The sequence below is a fragment of the Catellatospora paridis genome (genome assembly GCF_009720365.1).
Classification (GTDB): domain Bacteria; phylum Actinomycetota; class Actinomycetes; order Mycobacteriales; family Micromonosporaceae; genus Catellatospora; species Catellatospora paridis.
Window position 1 is genome coordinate 1 of record NZ_ML769318.1, and the last position, 17855, is coordinate 17855.

Genomic DNA, 17855 nt, shown 5'->3' on the forward strand with positions numbered 1-17855 from the left:
CTCACCGAGGCGCAACCGGCGGTTGAACAGGGTCTCCACCGCAAGCGCGGTCAACATACCCACCAGCACCAGCACCAGCGAGGCACCGATGACCAGCGGGTCGAACGTGACACCCACCGTCAGGCCGTCGGTGAACGTCGACAGCCCCAGCGCCGGGGCGATCAAATGAGGCACGGCCATCCCGACCACCGCACCGGTCAGCACCGCCACCGCCACCACCGGCATCAACTCCACCAGCAGCAGGCGGCGGCCCTGACCACGGGACAGGCCCATCGTCCGCAGCCGCGACAGCACCGTGCCCCGACCCCGAGCCCCGGCCACCACCGCGAAGGCGATCGCCAGCAGCGCCAGCGCCACGCCGGCGCCCGCGCCGATGCCGTACGCGAAGCTGACCACCGCGTTGATGCTGGAGTTGTCCAGCTCCGCGCGGGCCTGCTCCCATGTCGTCACCTCGGTGACCGACTCGTACGCGCGCGGCCGGAAGCCCTCGCTGGCCCAGCGCTCCTGCCCGGCGTCACCGACCTCGCGCACCTTCTCCGGGTCGGGGTCGCCGGCCAGCAGGAACCCGTTCGGGTTGAGCGCCTGCTGCGCCTGGGCCGGGACGGCCTGCCACGGCACGATGACGAAGTTCGACGCGCCGTTGGCGATCGGCGGGAAGCCGTCCACCACCGCGGCGACGCGGAACGGGTAGGTCCGGCCGCGCAGCGAGACACTGCCGTGGTCGGTGCCCAGCAGCTTGGCGACGCCCGGGGAGACCAGCACGGGCACCGGTGAGCCGGGCGCGGCTTCGGTGAACACCTTCGGCGCCGTGAAGTCGACATCCGAGGCGGAGACCACCCGCGCGTACGCCTGCCCGTCGAGCACCAGCGCGTACACCGAGCCGAGCCGCTTCTGATCGACCACCAGGTCGCTGGCCCCGTCGGCCATGTACTGGGTGACCGCCTCGACGCCGGGCACCGCGGCCAGTTCGGCCAGGGTCTTGTCGTCGAAGTAGTAGCCGTCGACCTTCATGTCGGCGGCCATGTGCAGGTCGGTGGCCCGGTCGCGGCCCTCGTCGATGGTGCCCGCCACCGCCACGCTGAACACCGCCGTGCTGACCGCGACGACCAGCACCGCGACCGGCCCGATGACCGCGCCCGCGGTGCGTCCCGCCCGGGACAGGCCGAGGAAGTTCACCGCACCGCGACCACGGGCGGCCAGCCGGCCAAGCCGGCCCACCACCGGCGGCACCAGCCGCACCATCGCCACCGCCGCACCGGCCGCCAGCAGCGCCGGCACCGCGGCCAGGTAGACGTCTACGCCGTCCGCGCCGCTGAGCCCGCGTTCGCGCAGCAGCCACACGCCCAGCCCGGCCAGCACCAGCAGGCTCAGCTCGGCGGTGCGCCGCTTCAGGCCCACCCGGGCCACGGCCATGTCGGAGCGCTCACCCGAGAAGGAGGGCTCGCGCGCCGTCCGCATGGTCATCACCGGCACGGCCAGCGCCGCCATCGCGGTGAACGCGACCAGGATCGGCCAGGTGAGTGCGGGCCGCCCCGGCACCAGCGCGCCGAGCAGCCCACCGACCACCGCCGCGGGCAGCACCGGCAGTGACTCCAGCAGGGTGTACGAGCCGATGGTGACGATGGCCCCGCCGCGTGCCCGCAGCAGCGCGAACTCGGATCGCCGCCGGGCGACGGCCACCCGGGCCGCCAGCAGCACCAGCCCGGCCAGCGTGACCAGCGCGCCCACCTGTACGACGGCCAGCAGCGCCGCCCCGGCGCGAGCCTTGTCGGCGAACTTCGCCAGCTGGGAGTCGAGGCTGGTCAGCAGGGTGCTGTCGAGCCCCTGCCGCCGGGCCACCGTGACCCCCTCGACCACGTCGGGCAGCACGCCCATGTCGAGCTTCGCCGTGTCGATCCGGTAGCGCCACTCGTAGACGATCCCGATGAAGTCCTTCAGCCGGTCGAGGCCAGGCTCGTCGGAGAAGACGACCGCCCGGAACGGGTCGCCGTCCTCGTTGGGCAGGTACGCGCGCAGCCCGAAGGGCATCGGCTCCCAGAAGGTGCCGTTCTCGTCGTGCGGCCGTACGATGCCGACGACCTCCACCGGCACCGTGCGCTGGAACAGGAACCTGCTGCCGACGTGCTGCTCCAGCCGCTCGGCGTTCCACTCCGTGAGCACGACCTCGATCGGGCCGGCGGTGCCCTGCTTGGTCTGCGGGTAGCGGCCTTCGATGAGGTCGACCTGCTCCTCCAGCCCGCTGCCGGCGCGCACGCTGAACAGCACGGCGCCCTGCTTGTTCCCGCCCGGCAGCGGGGTCCCGGTCACCCAGGACTCCTCCAGCGTCGTCGACGCGGCCCACCAGGACTGCTCGATCCGCTCCTGCACCGCCGGGTAGAGCAGCGCCCGCTGGTCCTTCAGCTTGTCCGCGGGCCGCCAGTTGGCGGTGATGTCCTTGACCCCGCGGTAGGTGAGGTCCCGGGCGGTGTAGGACAGCTGGGAGATGTCGTTGCGCAGGCCCGCGTCGGTCAGCCGGTTCGCCATCCGGGGCGCGCCGACCACCAGGATCCCGGCCAGCAGTGTCAACGTGCCGAGCAGCGCCAGCGGCCCGGCCGTGGCCCGTACCCGGGCGATCCAACCTTTCACCGGTCAGCTCCGATCCGCAGCTGGGCCGCGGCCAGCCGCTGCTGCATCGTGGTGGCCACCAGCCCGGCCATCACCAGGGTGAGGGCGAGCAGTACGGCGGCCGTGCCCAGTACGGGCAGCCAGTCCGTCGTGGTGAGCGCGGGCGGCACCGGACGGCTCGCGCTGGGGGTGAGGATGACGAGTGGGCCGGTCGTCCGGGCGACCAGGAGGCCCACCACCAGGCCGACCGCCACGCCCAGTCCGGCCAGGAACGCCTGCTCGATCATCAGAGCGCGGGCGAGCAGGCGCGGGGTGGCGCCGAGCGTGTTCAGCACGGCGAGTTCGGCCACCCGCCGCCGGGCGGTCGCCCGCACGTCGACGGCCACGCCGACCAGGGCCAGCCCGATCGCACCGAGCGCGGCGATGAACAGGGCGATCCGGGCCCCGACGCCGAACGGGTCGTCCGCGGCGTGCACGGCCAGCGCCTGCCGGTCGATCACCTGCAGGTTGGGCAGCGGGGCCGCCGCGGCGGCGGCCTGCGCATGCGCCGCCGGATCGGTCTGCACCCACCATTCGGTGACATTGGGCGGTCGCCAGCCGGTCTGCTGGAGCTGGGTGCTCAGCGCGGGCATGTCGAGCAGCAGCCCGGCCGGGTCCACGTCACCGGACAGCGCGGCGAGCTGCCCGACGATGTGCACGTCGGTCTTGCTGCCCCACAGCGGGATGGTCAGCTTCGCGCCGACCTCGGTGTGCAGCGACGCCAGCGCCTCGGCGGTGGCCAGCGCCGGGACGGTGACCGGGTCGGCCTGCTGGCGCAGCATGAACGAGTAGCGCGGGAACTCGCCGAACGAGCCCACGCTCGTCAGCTCGACCCGGGCCGTGTCGCCCTTGATCGACGTCTGCACGTCCGAGGTCGTGGTGGGCAGGCCCCAGCGCGAGCCGCCGGCGGCGTCCAGGTCCAGCGGCGTGGCCGTGCCGCCCGCGCCGACCGTCGCGAGGCCGCTGAGCTCCCACGCGATCGGCACGCCGAATGGCATGTCCGGCCCCTCCACGGCGAACCCGGTCAGCCGCATCCCTGCGGTGCGCGGCACCGGGACCTCGAAGGCGCGGGCGTCCGTGCCGGTCCCGCCCGCCAGCGACACCCGGTGGACCGCGCCGTGCACGTCGGTGAACACGGCGGAGGTCGCCTCGCGGGGCTGGGCGAGGAAATCCTCGTTCAGCTTGGTCACGGGGTTCAGCACGGTCACGCGCACGGAGCCGCGCAGCGCGGTGGTGCCGGCCGGCAGCTCCAGGCCCGGCTGGCGGTGGCTCTCCGCAGCCGCGGCGGCCAGCAGCGCGGACGCGTCGCCGAGATCGGCCCGCAGCCGCAGCACGCCGTCGGCGGCCGCACTGTCGAGCGCGAGCACCGTGGTCGGCGTGGCCTTCTCGCCGGTGTCCATCCGGGTCCGCCAGGCCGGCAGGGCCGAGATGACACCGGGCAGCGTCGTGACCTGGTCCACCCGTAGCGGGGGCACCGACCAGGCGGTCTCGACCAGCCGCAGGTCCGCGCCGGCGGTGTGGTCCGCCTGGTCGATCTGCGACTGCCGGGCGGTCGCGGCGAGCGTCCAGGCCAGCGTGCTGACCGCCACACTCAGCGCCAGCAGGAGCACCGGGCCGGCGTGCGGGCGGCGCCCGGCCTGCCAGACGCCCAGCTGCGCGGCGAACCACGGACGGCGGTCGACCAGCCGCTCCAGCAGCCTGGTCAGCGGCGGGAGCAGGCGCAGCGCGAGCACCGCGCCCGCGAGCACGCCGAGCGGACCGGCCGCGGCCAGCAGCGGGTCGATGCCGAGCTGCCCGCCGAGGCCGGACAGAGGTGACTCGTACTGCTGCAGCTGGAACCAGGCCAGCAGGGCGAAGGCGATGAGCGCCAGGTCGAGGCCCGTGCGCTGGGCCGCGGCGACGCGGCTCGGCCGGGACCGGGCCGCGAGGTCGGCGACATAGGTGCCGCCACCGCGCATGGCCGGCAGCAGCATCGCCAGTACGCAGCCCAGCCCGGCGGCCGCAGCCACGGCCACGGTGGTCGGGGTGATCCCGGCCTCCAGGCGCAGGCTGACGGCGCTCAGCGCGGGCAGCCGCTCGACGAGGCCGAGCAGCGGGCCGGTCAGCAGCGGGGCGAGCACGGCGGCGGGCGCGGCGATCAGCAGCGCCTCGCGGGCGGCCAGCCCGGCGAGCTGGCCGCGGGACGCCCCGCGGGCGCGCAGCAGCGCCGTCTCCGGCCGGCGGCCCTCGGTCAGCAGCGCGGCGAGCAGCAGCAGCGCGTATCCGCCCAGGATCGAGATGAGCAGCAGCGGGGTGAGCAGGTCCGACCGGCCGACGAGGCTGGCCTGCTGGATCCGGTCGACGAGTCGTTCCAAGTGCGTTCCCGCCTGGCCGCCGTCGCCGTAACCCAGCTCCTTGGGCACCTCGTTCAAGGTGCTCACCGCCGCGCGGGCGGCCGTGAGCTGCGACAGCTCGGCCCGGGACAGGTCCGGGGTCACCACCCAGCCGCTGTTGCCCAGGTAGGACCAGCCGCTGAAGAAGTCCTCGCGCGGCAGCACGAGCGGCCCGTACGTGCTGCGCCCGGCTTCGACGCCCTCGGCCATCTCGGGCACCAGCAGCCAGTACGGGTCCTCGGCGCGGTCGGCGGCGAAGACACCGCTGACGGTGACCCGCACGGCCTTCTTGGTGATGCCGTTGGCGAGCGGGATCTCCGAGCCGACCTGCAGGCCCAGCGCCTGCGCGGCGGCTTCGCCCACGACGACCTGAGCCGGGTTCGCCCCGGCCGCCGGCCAGTTGCCGGAGACCAGGTGGGCGTGCTCGGCCAGCTCGTCGAGGAACATGACGCGGGCGTACACGACGCCGTAGCTGTCGGGTGTCGCGGCGCCGGTGTCACCGGTGAACCGCAGGCCACTGGCGTACCCGGCGGAGGACACGGCGAGGTCGGTGTCGCCGAAGCGGGCGGCGAAGGCCGCTCGCAGCTTCGCATCGGTCTGGGCCCAGGACTCGGCCGAGAAGGACTTGCTGACCTCGGCGCCGCTGGAGGACCAGCCGCTGCCCCCGGTGCGGGACGGCAGGCGCACCTGCACGGCGCGCTCGTCCGGCGGGGCCGCGGCGACGGCCGCCCGGCCACCCGCCTCGATCACCGCCCCGCTGTAGCTCGCCAGCCCCACCAGGAGCGTCGTCGAGATCAGCGCTGCCGCCGCGGCGGCAGTCAACAGGCCTTTCGCGCTGTAGGCCCGCCGACGTGCCAGCATGACGCCTCCCTGATCGTTTGCGCTTCAACCTCTGTATGAGTTGAGACGACAGGGCGCAGGTTCGCAGTTAGTGACGGCTGTTACCTGAATGTGATGACCAGCGGGGTGGTATGCCCCTTTCACCCCGGTGGGTGAATACCGACAGTGAGCTGCGCGAATGCCGAACGGCGTACGCCGGCGAGGTCGGGGCTGTGCCCGGCGGCCCAGGACCAGAGCGCGCTGTCCCAGGCGGCCCGGGCCGCCCCGGCGACCAGCAGCGGGTACGGATGCGACTCGGGCACCCCGCAGCGCGCCGCGACGAAGGCGCCGACCAGCCCGCGCAACTCCTCGCTGATCACCAGATAGGCACTGAGCAGGGACGGCTGCGCGTTGAGCAGGCTGAGCCGGGCCCGGATCTGGGCGAGGTCGGCCTCGTCGGTGATGTCGATCCCGTCCAGCACCGCGCGGACGGAATCCAGCGGCGCTTCGTCGGCCGGGCGGGCGGCCAGCGCGCGGCGCATCCCGTCGACGCGCTCGTGGGCGACGTCGCCGAACAGCACATGCTGCTTGGACGAGTAGTAGCGGAAGAAGGTGCGCACCGAGACGCCCGCCTCGGCGGCGATCTCCTCGACCGTGGTCTGCTCGTAGCCCTGCCGCGCGAACAGCGCCAGCGCCGCGTCCTCCAGGGCCACGCGGGTGTGCTGTTTGTGCTGTTCCCGCCGGTTGAGCACCCGTCCGGTCATTCACTCATCCTGAAGGCGTCGGTGCGCACCGTCAAAGTCCCGACCGGCGACCGCGGGGTTAGTCGATATAGCAGCATTCAAGTTCTATGCCCGACTACGGTCGGACCATGGTCGCCCATCGGCTGGTGCGGAACCTGCTGGGAGGGGCAGCAGTCCTAGCTGCCCTGCTGCTGGTCGTCTTCGGGCTGCCGGCCATCAACCGGGCGGTGCCGACCGACCGCTCCCTGGCCGGGCGGCTGTACGAGGTGGGCGCGGGCGTCAGCGTCCAGCCGCCGCCGGGCGCCCGGGTCGACGCCAGCAAGACCCGTCCAGGGGACGAGCGCGCCGCCGTGCTGTTCCTGGTCGGCGACGTGCGCTACGCGATCGTGGTGCAGCCGTTCGGCGGGCAGATCGCCGAGGCGGCGGACAAGCTCCGTACGAAGATCAAGGCGACACAGGGTTACCAGGTCACCGGTGACGAGGGTGCCGTCGACACGGTCAGCGGGCTGGCCGGCCTGTCCGGCGGGTACACCGCCCCGGGACGGTGCGGCCGGTATGCCGTGTTCCTCGCCGACGGCCGGTCCATCGAGGTCACCGTCAGCGGCGCGCAGCTCGAACTGCAGCGGGAACTCGCCGGCATCGACGACTCGATCAGCTCCATCCGGTACGGCGGTGTCCGGTGACGGTCGCGGGCCGCTCCGGCGGGCGGCGCTGGCGGTTCTCCGTACGCCCGACGCCCCGCGCGGCGCGTGCGCTCAAGTCGCTCCAGCTGCCGGCGTTCTGGCTGCTCGGCCTGATCATGCTGGCCGGGGTGCTGCGCCTGCTGGAGATCCTGCGCGCCGACCTGGCCCGGTTCCCCGTCGCCACCACCTCGGCGGTGCTCCTGTTCGCCCTGTACGCGGTGCCGTTCTGGCTGTTCATCGCGTCCATGGACTTCCTCGAACGCGAACCGCCGCTGCTCATGGCGACCGCGTTCGCCTGGGGCGGCGCGGTGGCCACGACCGCGGCCATCCCGGGCACCCAGGCCGCGCACGACCTGATCGCCAAGCTCATCTCGCCCGCCTTCGCCGCGACCTGGGGCTCGGCCATCGCCGGGCCGACCATCGAGGAACTGCTCAAGGCGCTCGGCGTGGTGATGATCGTGCTGGTGGCCCGCAAACAGATCAACAGCGTGCTCGACGGCATGGTCTACGGCGCGCTCATCGGGCTGGGCTACCAGGTGGTCGAGGACATCGTCTTCGCGGTCAACGCGGTCGCGCTGCGCGGCCAGGGCGACGGCGTCGGCCCCGTGGTGGCCACGTTCTTCCTGCGCGGCTTCCTCGCCGGGCTGTGGAGCCACACGCTGTTCACCGCGCTCGCCGGGGCGGGCATCGCCTGGTTCGTGGTGCGCACCGACAAGCCGATGTGGTGGCGTCTCGGCGGCCTCTGCCTGGGACTGGGGCTGGCCTGGCTCACCCACTTCGTGTGGAACTCGCCGCTGTTCGCCGACGGCCTGGGCTCCGGGGCCGCCGGAGTGCTGCTCGGCATGCTCGGCAAGGGGCTGCCCGCGCTGGCCATGGTGCTGGCCCTGCTGTGGGTGGCCCGACATCGCGAGGCCCACTACTACGTCGCACAGCTGGCCCGGCTGCACGATCCGAAGATCGCCACCCCGGGCGAGCTGCAGATCATGGGCCACGGCCACCTGCGGGCCGATGCCCGGCGCTACGGCAAGGCCCGCTGTGGCCGGGCCGGCGAGCGCGCGGTACGCGGCCTGCAGACCGCCCAGGCCCGGTTCGCGGTGGAGCTGAGCCGGGTCGACCACATCGCGCCCGGCGACGCGCTGCTGGTGCACTGCCGCGACGAGGTGCTGGCCCAGCGGCAGCGCCTGGCCGACCTGGGCCACCCCGAGGCGGTCGTCTCCCCCATGCGGCCCGCCGTGCCCCGGGTGGTGGTCCTCGGGGCCCTCTTCGCGGTCGTCCTGTTCCTGCTCATCTGGCAGGCCATCCGCACCATGAACGCCGCATGACCATCGCCGCGCCCGCACCCCGCCCCGTGCACAGAAAGACGTTGGCCTATCTGGATGAGGAATTCGCGATCGAACTCATCCAGATAGGCCAACGTCCATGAAAGGTGCAGGCGCGACGGGTCAGCTGGGGGCGTGGCCGCCGTCGCCGTCGACCGTGGTCTCCGGCGTGCCGTCCTGGTCGAGGTCGACCAGGGTGATGTCGACCTCGCCGTCGTGGTCGGTGTCGAACTGGAACAGGTCGGCCTTGCCGTCGCCGTCGGTGTCGGACACCCACACGTCGGTGCGGCCGTCGTTGTCGGTGTCGCCCTTGATCAGGTCGCGGCGGTCGTCGCCGCGGGTCTCCACGGACTCGCTCATGACTTCTCCTTAACGGGGGTCGTACCGCAACACGTTAGTGCCGGATGTTCGCGCCGGCCGCAGCGAGCGCCTTGATCGCTCCCGCCGACTCGGAGTAGCCGATGACCAGCACCCCGTCCGGCTGCGTCGGGACGACCTGGTTGGCGATCTTCGAGAGCTCGGCCTCGTCCTTGACCTCGCCGCCGTCGGTGATCTGGTAGACGTACGTCTGCACGGCGACCTCACTGACACCGGCCTTGACCAGTTCCTTGGTGACGCCCTCGGCAAGCTTCTTGCCGTAGTTGTCGCTGTGCGTGACGATCGCGATCTTCTGCAGGCCGTCGCGCAGCATCACGTCGGCCAGCGCCCGCGCCTGCAGCACGTCCGACGGCGCGGTGCGGAAGTACAGGCCCTTGTCCTCGTAGCCGGTCAGGTCGGGCGAGGTGTTGCAGGGCGAGAACATGACCATGCCGTACTTGATCGAGTCCGGCAGCGAGGCGAGCGCGACACCGGACGCGCCCGGGCCGATCAGCACCTGGACCCCGGCCGCGTGGTGGCTCTCGATGGTGGCCTTGGCCTTGACCGGCGAGGTGCCGTCGTCGCCGTCGATCCACTTCACCGGCTTGCCGAGCACACCGCCCGCGGCGTTGATCTCCGCGACCGCGAGCAGGGCGCCCGCCTCCATCGGCGGCGTGGTGTAGGCCAGCGCGCCGGTCTTCGGCAGCAGGCCGCCGAAGATCAGCTGCTTCTCGGTCGAGCCGTTCTTCACCGGGGTCGGCGGCTTCTGCGCGGTCACGTCGCGCTCGTTGCCGGTGCCGAGGTACTCGGTCTTGCCGTTGTCGAGCGCGTTGGCGGAGTCGAAGTGCACGGTGCCGTAGCTGGTGGTCGCCGGCTCGCCGGCCTCGGCGAAGCCGTAGCGCACGGTGACGCCCCGGTAGGAGATCGCCCTGCCTGCCTCGGCCAGCGAGAGGCACTGCTTGATGCTGCGGCAGATGGTGCCGCCCACGGTCACCGCGTTGATGTACTGGGCGATCTTGTTGGGCTCGGTGCTGCCGGCCTGCTGTGCGGCCAGCGCGCTGATCACGACCGCGTCGTACGCCTCACCGGCGAACAGCAGGTCCTTCAGGCCGGGCTTGACCGACCTGAGCCGTTGCAGGAACGAGTCGTCCAGCTCGGTCAGCGGCATCGTGCCCTTCATGCCGTTGAGCAGGCCGGGCTGCTCCTTGAAGATCGCGCCGAACTCATTCGCCATGTTGCCGTCGGTGCCGTAGAGGTACGCCCCCTGGTACGCCGGGTCCTGGGAATCGTCCGGCCCTGAGCTGCAGGCAGACAGGCTGAGCAGCGATACGCAGGCAGCGGCGATGACAGCTCGCGAAAAACGCATGAGGGTGCCTCCATGGCGATGGTCCAACGGGCACCTTAGCGTTGTTCCCGGGATTGGGGGAGGGGCCAATACGCCCGATGGGTGGCGAGTGCTCCGGTACGGTTGCCGCCGCCCGTTAGGCTCCCAGCGTGACCGTCGATCCAGACCACTCGTTCGAGGACGCCGCTCTCGTGCTTGACCAGGCACTAGCCGGGGACGGCAGAGCGGTGGCAGGCACCCTCGACGAGGTGGTGAAGCGCGACGGCAGTTCCGGCGCCTACAACGTCGCCTGGTGCCTGGCCGGCGAACTGGCCGGCGACGGCGTCCGGGCGGGCGCCTGGGCGCTCGACTTCCCCGGCATAGACGAGGCGGCGTACGACGCCCGCTGGGTGGCCCGCTTCGTCAGCGCGTACGTCAACCGCGACGAGCCCACCGGTGAGGCCCTCATCGGGGCCGCCCTGGCCGACGGCCAGCTCCCCCAGTGCCTGCTGACCCTGGCCGGCTCCACCGTCGCCACCAAACGCCGCCGCGAATCCTGACCTGTGCCGTGCGGGCCGGGTCCTGCCCGGCCGTCCGCCGCGGAGCTACGCCAGCACGATCCAGTAGCGGCGTGTCCGGCCGAGCTCCGTGTCCCGGACGTCCTCCAGCACGCCGCCGTTGCGCTCGATGGTGCGCGCCGAGGCCTCGTTGGTGTCGTCGCAGGTGACCAGGACCCGGTCCAGTCCCAGCTGGCGAGCGTGCGTCAGCACCTGCCCCAGGGCCCAGGCAGCCAGGCCGCGCTTGCGTGCCGTCGGACGCACCGAGTAGCCGATGTGACCGCCCGCGTGCAGCAGGTGGTCGGTCAGCCGGTGCCGCAGCGTGATGGAGCCGACGACCGTGCCGTCCTCCACGATCCACCAGTAGGTGGCGTGCACCAGCTCCTCCGGCATCGGCACCGACTCGTCCGCGGACTCGTTGAGCGCGTGCACCCAGGCGGCGAATCCCTCGGGGGTGTCCACGTCGGTCGCGTGGTGCAGCCCGCTGCCGTGCTGAACGACGTCGCGCCCCCACTCGTCGCGCGCGTCGAGCCACGCGCGGTGCAGCAGGACGGTAGGGGCCACCAGGTCAGCCATGCGCCGACCCTAGTGGGGGCAGCGTCCGCGTCGCCACGGAATTGCCGGGCGCCGGGCAGGACCTTCACCTGGAACAGGTGGCCGGATCGGCCTATCGTGTCGGCGTGAGCGACGACGGCACGATCATCGGTGACGACCCCCTGACCGACGGCATGAACATCTCCGTCCGTCTCCGGCGTGACTTCGTGGTGACCGACGCTGCGCGCCTGCTCGCCGCGGCACGCCGCGTGTACCTCGAGCTCAATCCCACGGCAACGACAGAGGACGCCGAAGCCGCGGTCGTCGACGCGGCCGATGCCGTCTTCACGATTCTGGAAGGCGACGGACTCATCGGCGACGCCCTCGACGCCAAGCTTGCAGCTCGAGAAGCAGACGGCCTGGGGCTGGCCGGGTGGCGGGCGCAGCTGATCGCGAACGAGCCCGACCCCCTCCGACCCGGTGGGGACTGCCTACGAGGTGACGACGTGTTCGCCCTCCCCGCAACCGAGTAGACCAGCGACCTGACTCGACATCGAGATCGGCCCGGAATGGGCGGCGAACAACTTTTCAGCCACCGGATCGGCACACGAAAAAGCCCCGAACCGCGGCCCGATTACTCAGGCGCAGGTCGGGGCTACAAAGCCCGGCGAAGAGCTTTGGTGGCCAGGGGCGGGGTCGAACCGCCGACCTTCCGATTTTCAGTCGGACGCTCGTACCAACTGAGCTACCTGGCCGATACCACCCGGGGATGGTCGATCATTGGCGGTCCTGACGGGACTTGAACCCGCGACCTCCGCCTTGACAGGGCGGCGAGCACTCCAACTGCTCCACAGGACCTTGCACTTGCACTTGCTCTTCTTGCTCCCGGAGACCTTATCAGGTCCCGGTTCGTGCCCCCAACGGGATTCGAACCCGTGCTACCGCCTTGAAAGGGCGGCGTCCTAGGCCGCTAGACGATGAGGGCGGCCGAACCATCATCGCACACAGCTGCTCAAAGCTTGCAGCTGCCTGTAATGGTGGCTGTTGCTCCCATCCGGCCCCGCCGGAGGCTCGGAAAGCATATGTGACCAGCAGCCGTTCCGCCAAATCGGGGTCAGAGCGTGTCGGGCAGGCGGATCAGGACGTACTTGGCGCGCAGGCCGGAGATGATGCCGGGCAGCGCGGACAGGGTCTGCGCGCGGTCTCCGCCGGCGTCGTGGAGCAGCACCACGCCCCCGGCGCGGGTGCCCTTGACGACCCGGCTGGAGATGGTGGAGGCGGCGGGGCGGCGCCAGTCCTGCGGGTCGACGGTCCAGTGCAGGGGGCTCATGCCGAGGCTGCGGGCGACGCGTACGGCGGCCGCTGTCCAGTTTCCGCCCGGGTGCCGGAAGTAGCGGATGGGTGCGCCGGGCACGGCCTCGTGGATCGCGTTGTTGGTGGCCCGCATGTTCGAGCTGATCTTGGCGTCGGACCAGGTGCCGAGCTTGAACTCGTGGTTCCAGCTGTGGTTGCACAGGGTGTGGCCCTCGGCGACGATCTGCCGGACCAGGGCCGGGTGTGCCTTGACCTGGGTGCCCACCAGGCAGAAGGTCGCCTTGACGCCCTTGGCGCGCAGCACCGCGAGCACCCGCGGGGTCCAGGTGGGGTGCGGCCCGTCGTCGAAGGTCAGCGCGACTCCGGACGAGCCGCTGGTGCGCTGCAGGACGTACGACTTCTCGGTGACGGGCTGCGTGGTCGGCGACTTGCTCGGGGTGGGGCTGGCCGACGGGCTCGGGCTCGGGCTGGGACTCGGCGACGGACTCGGCGACGGACTCGGCGAGGGCGAGGTCGAAGGCAAGGCTGTGGGGGATGCCGACGACGTGGCCGTGGGCGTCTCGCCGCCGCAGCCTGCGGCCAGCAGGAGTGTGAAACCGGTCACCACGACGACAAGGCCGTGGGTACGCCGCAGCGCCATCGCGCTCCCCAGGTCGGTCCACCCCCGTGGAGACCTCAGGGTGCCACAGTCAGGCCCGTGGCGAAATGGGGCGGCAGGCCCGGTTCAGGACACCTCACCGAGCGCGGGGACCGCCACCGCGGTGACCCCGGCGAGCCAGGGGGCGAAGTCGTCGGGCCGCTCGTCCAGCGAATGGAGCAGGTCGGCGGGGTGGACCCAGCGCAGCGCCGCGACCTCGGCCGGGTCCGGGCGCGGGGGCTCCGATCCGGGGCCGACGATGCCGAGCAGCACGTGGTCGTACTCGTCCTCGACGCGGTCGGTCGACGGGTCGACGGCGCGGTAGGCGTACACCCCGATCTCGGTGAGTGCGACGCCGCGCACGCCGATCTCCTCGGCCAGGCGGCGGGACGCGGCGGCGACCAGGTCCTCGCCCGGGCCGGGGTGGCCGCAGGTCGCGTTGGCCCAGCGCAGCGCGAAGCGGGTCTTCACAGCGGCCCGCTGCTGCAGCAGCAGCCGGCCCTGCGAGTCGAGCAGGTGCACGGAGAAGGCGCGGTGCCGGATGCCGGGGGCGGTGTGTGCATGGGCGACGGTCGCCTTGCCGCAGGGTGCGCCGTTTTCGTCGACGAGCTCGACCAGATCTTCTTCGCGAGACCTCATGCGCGCGCTCCGACCACTCGGCGGGCCGCGGCTCGGCCCGAGATCAGCACCATGGGCACGCCGACGCCGGGGCGGGTGCCCGAACCGGTGAAGACGACGTTACTCAGGGTTGGATGAAGGTTACCCGGTCGCAGCGGGCCGCTCTGACGCAGCGTGTGGGCGCTGGCGAACGGCGTGCCGTGGGCCATGCCCTGGCGGGCCCAGTCGTCGGGCGTCACCACATAGGACAGCGCCAGGTTCCCGCCGAGGTCGAGGTAGCCCCGGGCCTCCAGGGTGGCCATCAGCTCCCCGGCGTAGCGGCGGCCGACCGGGCCGTCCCAGCGCACCGGCGCGGTCCGCAGGTTGGGCACCGGTGCGACCACCTGGTAGGTCTGGCGGCCCACGGGGGCGGCCGTCGGGTCGGTCCGGCTCGGGTTGGTGACCAGGATCGAGGGGTCGCTCATCAGCTCGCCGCGGTTGACCACCTCGTCGAAGGTCTGCCGCCAGGAGCGGCCGAAGTGCAGGTTGTGATGGGCGATGCGCTGGTAGCCGCCGCGGTCGTCGCGGGTGCCCAGGTGCAGCACCACGCAGGACGGCGACGGGGTGAGCCGGCGCAGCCGGGCCGGTGGCAGGCCGGGCAGCAGGCTGTACGCCGCGGGCAGGTCGGGGTTGAGCACGATGGTGTCGGCGGTGAGCCGCTCGCCGTCGGCGGTGTGCACCGCCACGGCCCGTCCCGCGCGGGTCTCCACCGAGGTCACGTCGGTGTGGTAGCGGAAGTTCACGCCGTGCTTCTCGGCCGCCGCGGCGAGCGCCCGGGGCACCGCGTTCATGCCGCCGCGCGGATACCAGACCTCGGTGACGGTGTCCAGGTAGGACGCCGCCTGGTGGTCGCGGCCGGTGAACAGGTTGCGGAAGGAGAACAGCCGCTGCGTACGCGGGTCGGCGAAGAAGTCGGTGAGCCGCCGCCGGGCGCCCTCGGTGGCCAGGGTGCGCCAGTGGCCGGCCGGGTCGCGCCGCTCGAACTGCTGCAGCCGCCGCGCCCAGCGCAGGAAGCGCAGGTAGCCCGCGGCTTCCTTGCCGCCGCACAGCTTCGCGATGGCCGCCACCATCTTGTCGGTGTCGGCGTGCACGTCGAGCGTGGTGCCGTCGGGGAAGTGGGCGCGGTAGGCCGGGTCGAGCCGGATCAGCTCGATCCAGTCGTGCAGGTGCTCGCCCACCGCCGCCAGCGGTTCGGCCAGCAGGTCCGGCGCGGTGATCATCGTGGGGCCGGTGTCGAACCGGTGCCCGTCGAGTTCCAGCGCCCCGACCTGGCCGCCGGGGTTGCCGGAGCGTTCGATCACGGTCACTTCGCGGCCTGCCCCGGCGAGGTGCAGCGCGCAGGAGAGTCCGCCCAGCCCTGCGCCGACGACAATCACATGATTTGTCGGCCCCATTACGGTTCGCACGAAATCATGGTGGCACGTTCGGCCGGACTGACACGCCAAACAGCTGGCGATGTGTGCCGTTTGCCCGATATCTGACAAGTCCGGAAAACCCCGCCACCGCACGCGGATCGATGCGATACCGGTCGAGCCGACCGGCGATCCGTGTGCGGTGGCGGGTATTCATGCAGGTCAGCGTGGTTCGCCGACGATGATGCCGCGGCCGTTGGTGCCGACGTACACCCGGCCGTAGACCCGCGGGTCGCCGATCACGACCGCTCCGGTCCACGCCCACTGGTGCCGGTCGTCGTTCAGCCGGGTCCAGCGGCGGCCGCCGTCGTCCGAGCGGAAGATCCCGCGGACCCCGCGCACCTTGGCGCTGGTGTAGACGGCCGGGTAGGACCGGTGCGGAGCCGCCTTGCCGAAGCCCACGTTGTCGGCCTCGTCCACGCCTGCGACCTGTGTGAACGTGTCGCCGCCGTCGGTGGAGCGCCACATGCCGTACACCCCGCCGGTCTTGCCGCCCGCCAGCCAGATGTCGCGGGCGTGCCCGGGCACCGCCTGGAAGCGCACGTCGCCCTCGGCCGGCAGGCCGGTCGCCGCGGCCGTGAAGGTGGCCCCGCCGTCGGTGCTGACGTGGAAGGTCCCGGCGGCGAAGGCGTACATCCGGGCCGGGTCGACCCGGTCGGACTCCACCCGCGCCCCGGCCGGCACCCCGGAGCTGGGGGTCCAGGTCGCGCCGCCGTCGGTGGAGTGAAACACCGCCGCGCCGTCGGGCGACCAGAGCACGTGCGTGCCGTCGGCGTTCACCGCGACCCGCCCGCCGCCGGAGACGCCGTCCGGCTGCGACGCCGCGGGGGTCCAGGTCGCGCCGCCGTCGTACGAGATGCCGAAGCGCTCCTCGCCGGTCGGGTTGCCCACCCGCACCACGGTGCCCGGCACGAGCCCCGCGAAGTCCAGGCCGGTAGTGCTGCCATGGGTCGGATTGGCGAACATCAGGCCCGGGTTGGCGAAGTCGTGGTGCACGAAACCGCCCACGTCCCCCAGCGCCGAGATCAGCTGCGCGCCCGTCGGCGGGCTGACCAGGTCGAGCACCGCGGTCTCCTCCAGGCCCCGGGCCCGCACCTCGATGTGCACGGTGCCACCGGTGTCCCAGGCGGTGAGGTCGTCCGTCGCGTAGATCGTCGCCCCGGTGCCGTAGAGCAGCCGGTCCGAGTCGAACGGGTCGATCTCCAGGGACTCCGTCATCCAGCCCAGCTTCGGCGCCTCCTCCGGCAGGGCCGGGGTCGCGTTCCAGGTCAGCCACGGGGTGTCGGTGATGTCGAGGTCGTAGCGCTTGACCCGGTTCGGCCAGGCGCCCCAGTCCCAGGACCGGGTCCAGGTCACGCCGCCGTCCGTGGTGCGGAAGAACACCACGTCCGGCCACCAGGCGATCTGCGTGGCCACCAGGAGCGTGCCCGGGTGCTGCCGGTCGATCGTCAGGCCGGAGTAGCCCCAGCCGCCGTTCTCCGGCGTGACGTCGGTCCACGCGTCCGTGGCGGTGTCGAGCTTCCAGACCCTGCCCGAACCCCCGTCGTACGGGCCGCCGGTGTCGCTCGTGGCCAGGTAGAGGAACCCGCCCACGTGGTCGAGCACGCCCTTGTGCGGCACGTGCCCGGTCGGCGCGCCCCGCACCGCGGCCCAGGTGGTCCCGCCGTCGGTGGAGCGGTACAGCGGGTTGTCCTTGTCGGCCACGCCCGCGTAGATCGTCTGCGTGCGCCGCCGCCGCCCGCCGGTGCGCGGGTCGAACACCACCCAGACCACGCCTTGCAGGTCGTTGGAGTAGCCACTGGTGTCGTTGGGGTCCGCACGGTAGGTCCCCGGGTTCGGGAACGCGGTCACCCGCGCCCAGCGCTCGCCGTGGTCGGTGCTGCGCCACAACCCGTGCCCGCTCGGCGCGCCCAGGTAGAGGACCTCGTTCCGGTTCGGATCGATGGCCAGGCGCTCGCCCATGCCCCGGCCCGGCATGTTGCCGCCCAGCTTGAACGGCAGCTCGGTGACCTTCCAGGTGCGGCCCCGGTCACGCGAGCGCAGGATCGCCCCCTTGTTCGGGTCCCAGTCGTTGGTGTACGTCCCGACGGCGGCGTAGACCCGGTCCGGGTCGCGGGCGTCGGTGGCCAGGCTCGCCACCCCCGACCAGCCCCACTTGTCCCAGCCCACCCAGTCGAGCAGGGGCACCCAGCGGCCGGTGGACGGCTGCCAGCGGTACGCCCCGCCGATGTCGGTGCGGGCGTACACCAGGCCGGGTTCGGACTGGTTGAACACGATGCCGGGAACGAAGCCGCCCCCGACGATCTCGACGTTGTCCCAGCGGTAGCCCTTCTCGCCGGCGAGCGCGGGCCCGCCGAGCAGACCGGCTCCGGCGGCGGCGCCGACGGCTCCCGCCGCTCCCAGCAGGCCGCGGCGGGAGATCCGTGCCTCGTTCATCTGCTTCCTCTCTGCGCACGAGTGAGGCGCCCCTCCCGCCGGGGAGGG

Annotated in this window: 14 protein-coding genes and 3 tRNA genes; 4 read left to right on the forward strand and 13 right to left on the reverse strand. The window is 72.3% G+C overall.

Going from position 1 to position 17855, the window contains the following annotated elements; genetic code table 11:
* From F9C41_RS19645 to F9C41_RS19655, 3 genes are all read right to left on the reverse strand, one after another.
* On the reverse strand, window positions 1–2625 hold a 2625-nt coding region (locus tag F9C41_RS19645; RefSeq protein ID WP_155388307.1), incomplete at its 3' end, for an FtsX-like permease family protein.
* On the reverse strand, window positions 2622–5876 hold the full coding sequence (locus F9C41_RS19650) for an FtsX-like permease family protein (protein ID WP_155388308.1): 3255 nt from the start codon (window positions 5874–5876) through the stop codon (window positions 2622–2624). The genes F9C41_RS19650 and F9C41_RS19645, both read right to left, overlap by 4 nt.
* Window positions 5877–5995: 119 nt before the next feature.
* Window positions 5996–6598 carry an acyl-CoA-like ligand-binding transcription factor gene (locus tag F9C41_RS19655; protein WP_155388309.1) on the reverse strand — a complete coding sequence of 201 codons (603 nt, stop codon included), beginning with the start codon at window positions 6596–6598 and terminating at the stop codon, window positions 5996–5998.
* 107 nt (window positions 6599–6705) lie between these two features.
* On the opposite strand from F9C41_RS19655, the gene F9C41_RS19660 reads away from it, so the two are divergent.
* Both F9C41_RS19660 and F9C41_RS19665 read left to right on the forward strand, forming a co-directional pair.
* Window positions 6706–7260, forward strand: coding sequence for a hypothetical protein (locus F9C41_RS19660; protein WP_155388310.1), 555 nt, complete (start codon window positions 6706–6708; stop codon window positions 7258–7260).
* On the forward strand, window positions 7257–8582 hold the full coding sequence (locus F9C41_RS19665; RefSeq protein WP_155388311.1) for a PrsW family intramembrane metalloprotease: 1326 nt from the start codon (window positions 7257–7259) through the stop codon (window positions 8580–8582). Before F9C41_RS19660 ends, F9C41_RS19665 begins: the two co-directional genes overlap by 4 nt.
* Before the next feature lie 120 nt (window positions 8583–8702).
* Here F9C41_RS19665 and F9C41_RS19670 read toward each other — a convergent pair whose 3' ends face one another.
* The gene (locus tag F9C41_RS19670; RefSeq protein ID WP_155388312.1) at window positions 8703–8939 is read right to left on the reverse strand and encodes a hypothetical protein; all 237 of its coding nucleotides are present in this window, start codon (window positions 8937–8939) and stop codon (window positions 8703–8705) included.
* 34 nt (window positions 8940–8973) lie between these two features.
* Entirely contained in the window at window positions 8974–10302 is a 1329-nt protein-coding gene (locus tag F9C41_RS19675) for an ABC transporter substrate-binding protein (RefSeq protein ID WP_155388313.1), read from the reverse strand.
* Window positions 10303–10430: 128 nt separating this feature from the next.
* Between F9C41_RS19675 and F9C41_RS19680 the strand changes: the two genes are divergently transcribed.
* Window positions 10431–10820: a hypothetical protein gene (locus tag F9C41_RS19680; protein ID WP_155388314.1), complete on the forward strand. Its 390-nt coding sequence runs from the start codon at window positions 10431–10433 to the stop codon at window positions 10818–10820.
* A 45-nt stretch (window positions 10821–10865) separates the two neighbouring features.
* Here the strand turns inward: F9C41_RS19680 and F9C41_RS19685 are convergent, their stop codons facing one another.
* Entirely contained in the window at window positions 10866–11393 is a 528-nt protein-coding gene (locus F9C41_RS19685; protein WP_155388315.1) for a GNAT family N-acetyltransferase, read from the reverse strand.
* A 104-nt stretch (window positions 11394–11497) separates the two neighbouring features.
* Here F9C41_RS19685 and F9C41_RS19690 point away from each other — a divergent pair, with 104 nt between their 5' ends.
* Window positions 11498–11884 carry a hypothetical protein gene (locus F9C41_RS19690; protein WP_155388316.1) on the forward strand — a complete coding sequence of 129 codons (387 nt, stop codon included), beginning with the start codon at window positions 11498–11500 and terminating at the stop codon, window positions 11882–11884.
* 145 nt (window positions 11885–12029) lie between these two features.
* Here F9C41_RS19690 and F9C41_RS19695 read toward each other — a convergent pair.
* From F9C41_RS19695 to F9C41_RS19725, 7 genes are all read right to left on the reverse strand, one after another.
* Window positions 12030–12106 (reverse strand) — tRNA-Phe (locus F9C41_RS19695).
* Window positions 12107–12132: 26 nt separating this feature from the next.
* Window positions 12133–12209: transfer RNA gene (locus tag F9C41_RS19700), tRNA-Asp, on the reverse strand.
* 54 nt (window positions 12210–12263) lie between these two features.
* A tRNA-Glu gene (locus F9C41_RS19705) sits at window positions 12264–12336 on the reverse strand.
* 129 nt (window positions 12337–12465) lie between these two features.
* Window positions 12466–13305 (reverse strand): polysaccharide deacetylase family protein, encoded by an 840-nt coding sequence (locus F9C41_RS19710; RefSeq protein WP_155388317.1) that lies wholly within the window; start codon window positions 13303–13305, stop codon window positions 12466–12468.
* 84 nt (window positions 13306–13389) lie between these two features.
* The gene (gene idi, locus F9C41_RS19715; protein ID WP_155388318.1) at window positions 13390–13941 is read right to left on the reverse strand and encodes an isopentenyl-diphosphate Delta-isomerase; all 552 of its coding nucleotides are present in this window, start codon (window positions 13939–13941) and stop codon (window positions 13390–13392) included.
* On the reverse strand, window positions 13938–15365 hold the full coding sequence (gene crtI, locus F9C41_RS19720; protein WP_196279849.1) for a phytoene desaturase family protein: 1428 nt from the start codon (window positions 15363–15365) through the stop codon (window positions 13938–13940). The genes idi and crtI overlap by 4 nt, the downstream gene beginning before the upstream one ends.
* A gap of 168 nt (window positions 15366–15533) precedes the next feature.
* Window positions 15534–17807, reverse strand: coding sequence for a WD40/YVTN/BNR-like repeat-containing protein (locus F9C41_RS19725; RefSeq protein WP_155388319.1), 2274 nt, complete (start codon window positions 17805–17807; stop codon window positions 15534–15536).
* Window positions 17808–17855: the final 48 nt, after the last annotated feature.

Excerpts from the sequence above, each read along its gene's own strand:
- F9C41_RS19650 (WP_155388308.1), bottom strand. The coding sequence starts at position 5,876 with ATGCTGGCACGTCGGCGGGCCTACAGCGCGAAAGGCCTGTTGACTGCC.
- F9C41_RS19655 (WP_155388309.1), bottom strand. The coding sequence starts at position 6,598 with ATGACCGGACGGGTGCTCAACCGGCGGGAACAGCACAAACAGCACACC.
- F9C41_RS19660 (WP_155388310.1), top strand. The coding sequence starts at position 6,706 with ATGGTCGCCCATCGGCTGGTGCGGAACCTGCTGGGAGGGGCAGCAGTC.
- F9C41_RS19670 (WP_155388312.1), bottom strand. The coding sequence starts at position 8,939 with ATGAGCGAGTCCGTGGAGACCCGCGGCGACGACCGCCGCGACCTGATC.
- F9C41_RS19675 (WP_155388313.1), bottom strand. The coding sequence starts at position 10,302 with ATGCGTTTTTCGCGAGCTGTCATCGCCGCTGCCTGCGTATCGCTGCTC.
- F9C41_RS19685 (WP_155388315.1), bottom strand. The coding sequence starts at position 11,393 with ATGGCTGACCTGGTGGCCCCTACCGTCCTGCTGCACCGCGCGTGGCTC.
- F9C41_RS19710 (WP_155388317.1), bottom strand. The coding sequence starts at position 13,305 with ATGGCGCTGCGGCGTACCCACGGCCTTGTCGTCGTGGTGACCGGTTTC.
- idi (WP_155388318.1), bottom strand. The coding sequence starts at position 13,941 with ATGAGGTCTCGCGAAGAAGATCTGGTCGAGCTCGTCGACGAAAACGGC.
- F9C41_RS19725 (WP_155388319.1), bottom strand. The coding sequence starts at position 17,807 with ATGAACGAGGCACGGATCTCCCGCCGCGGCCTGCTGGGAGCGGCGGGA.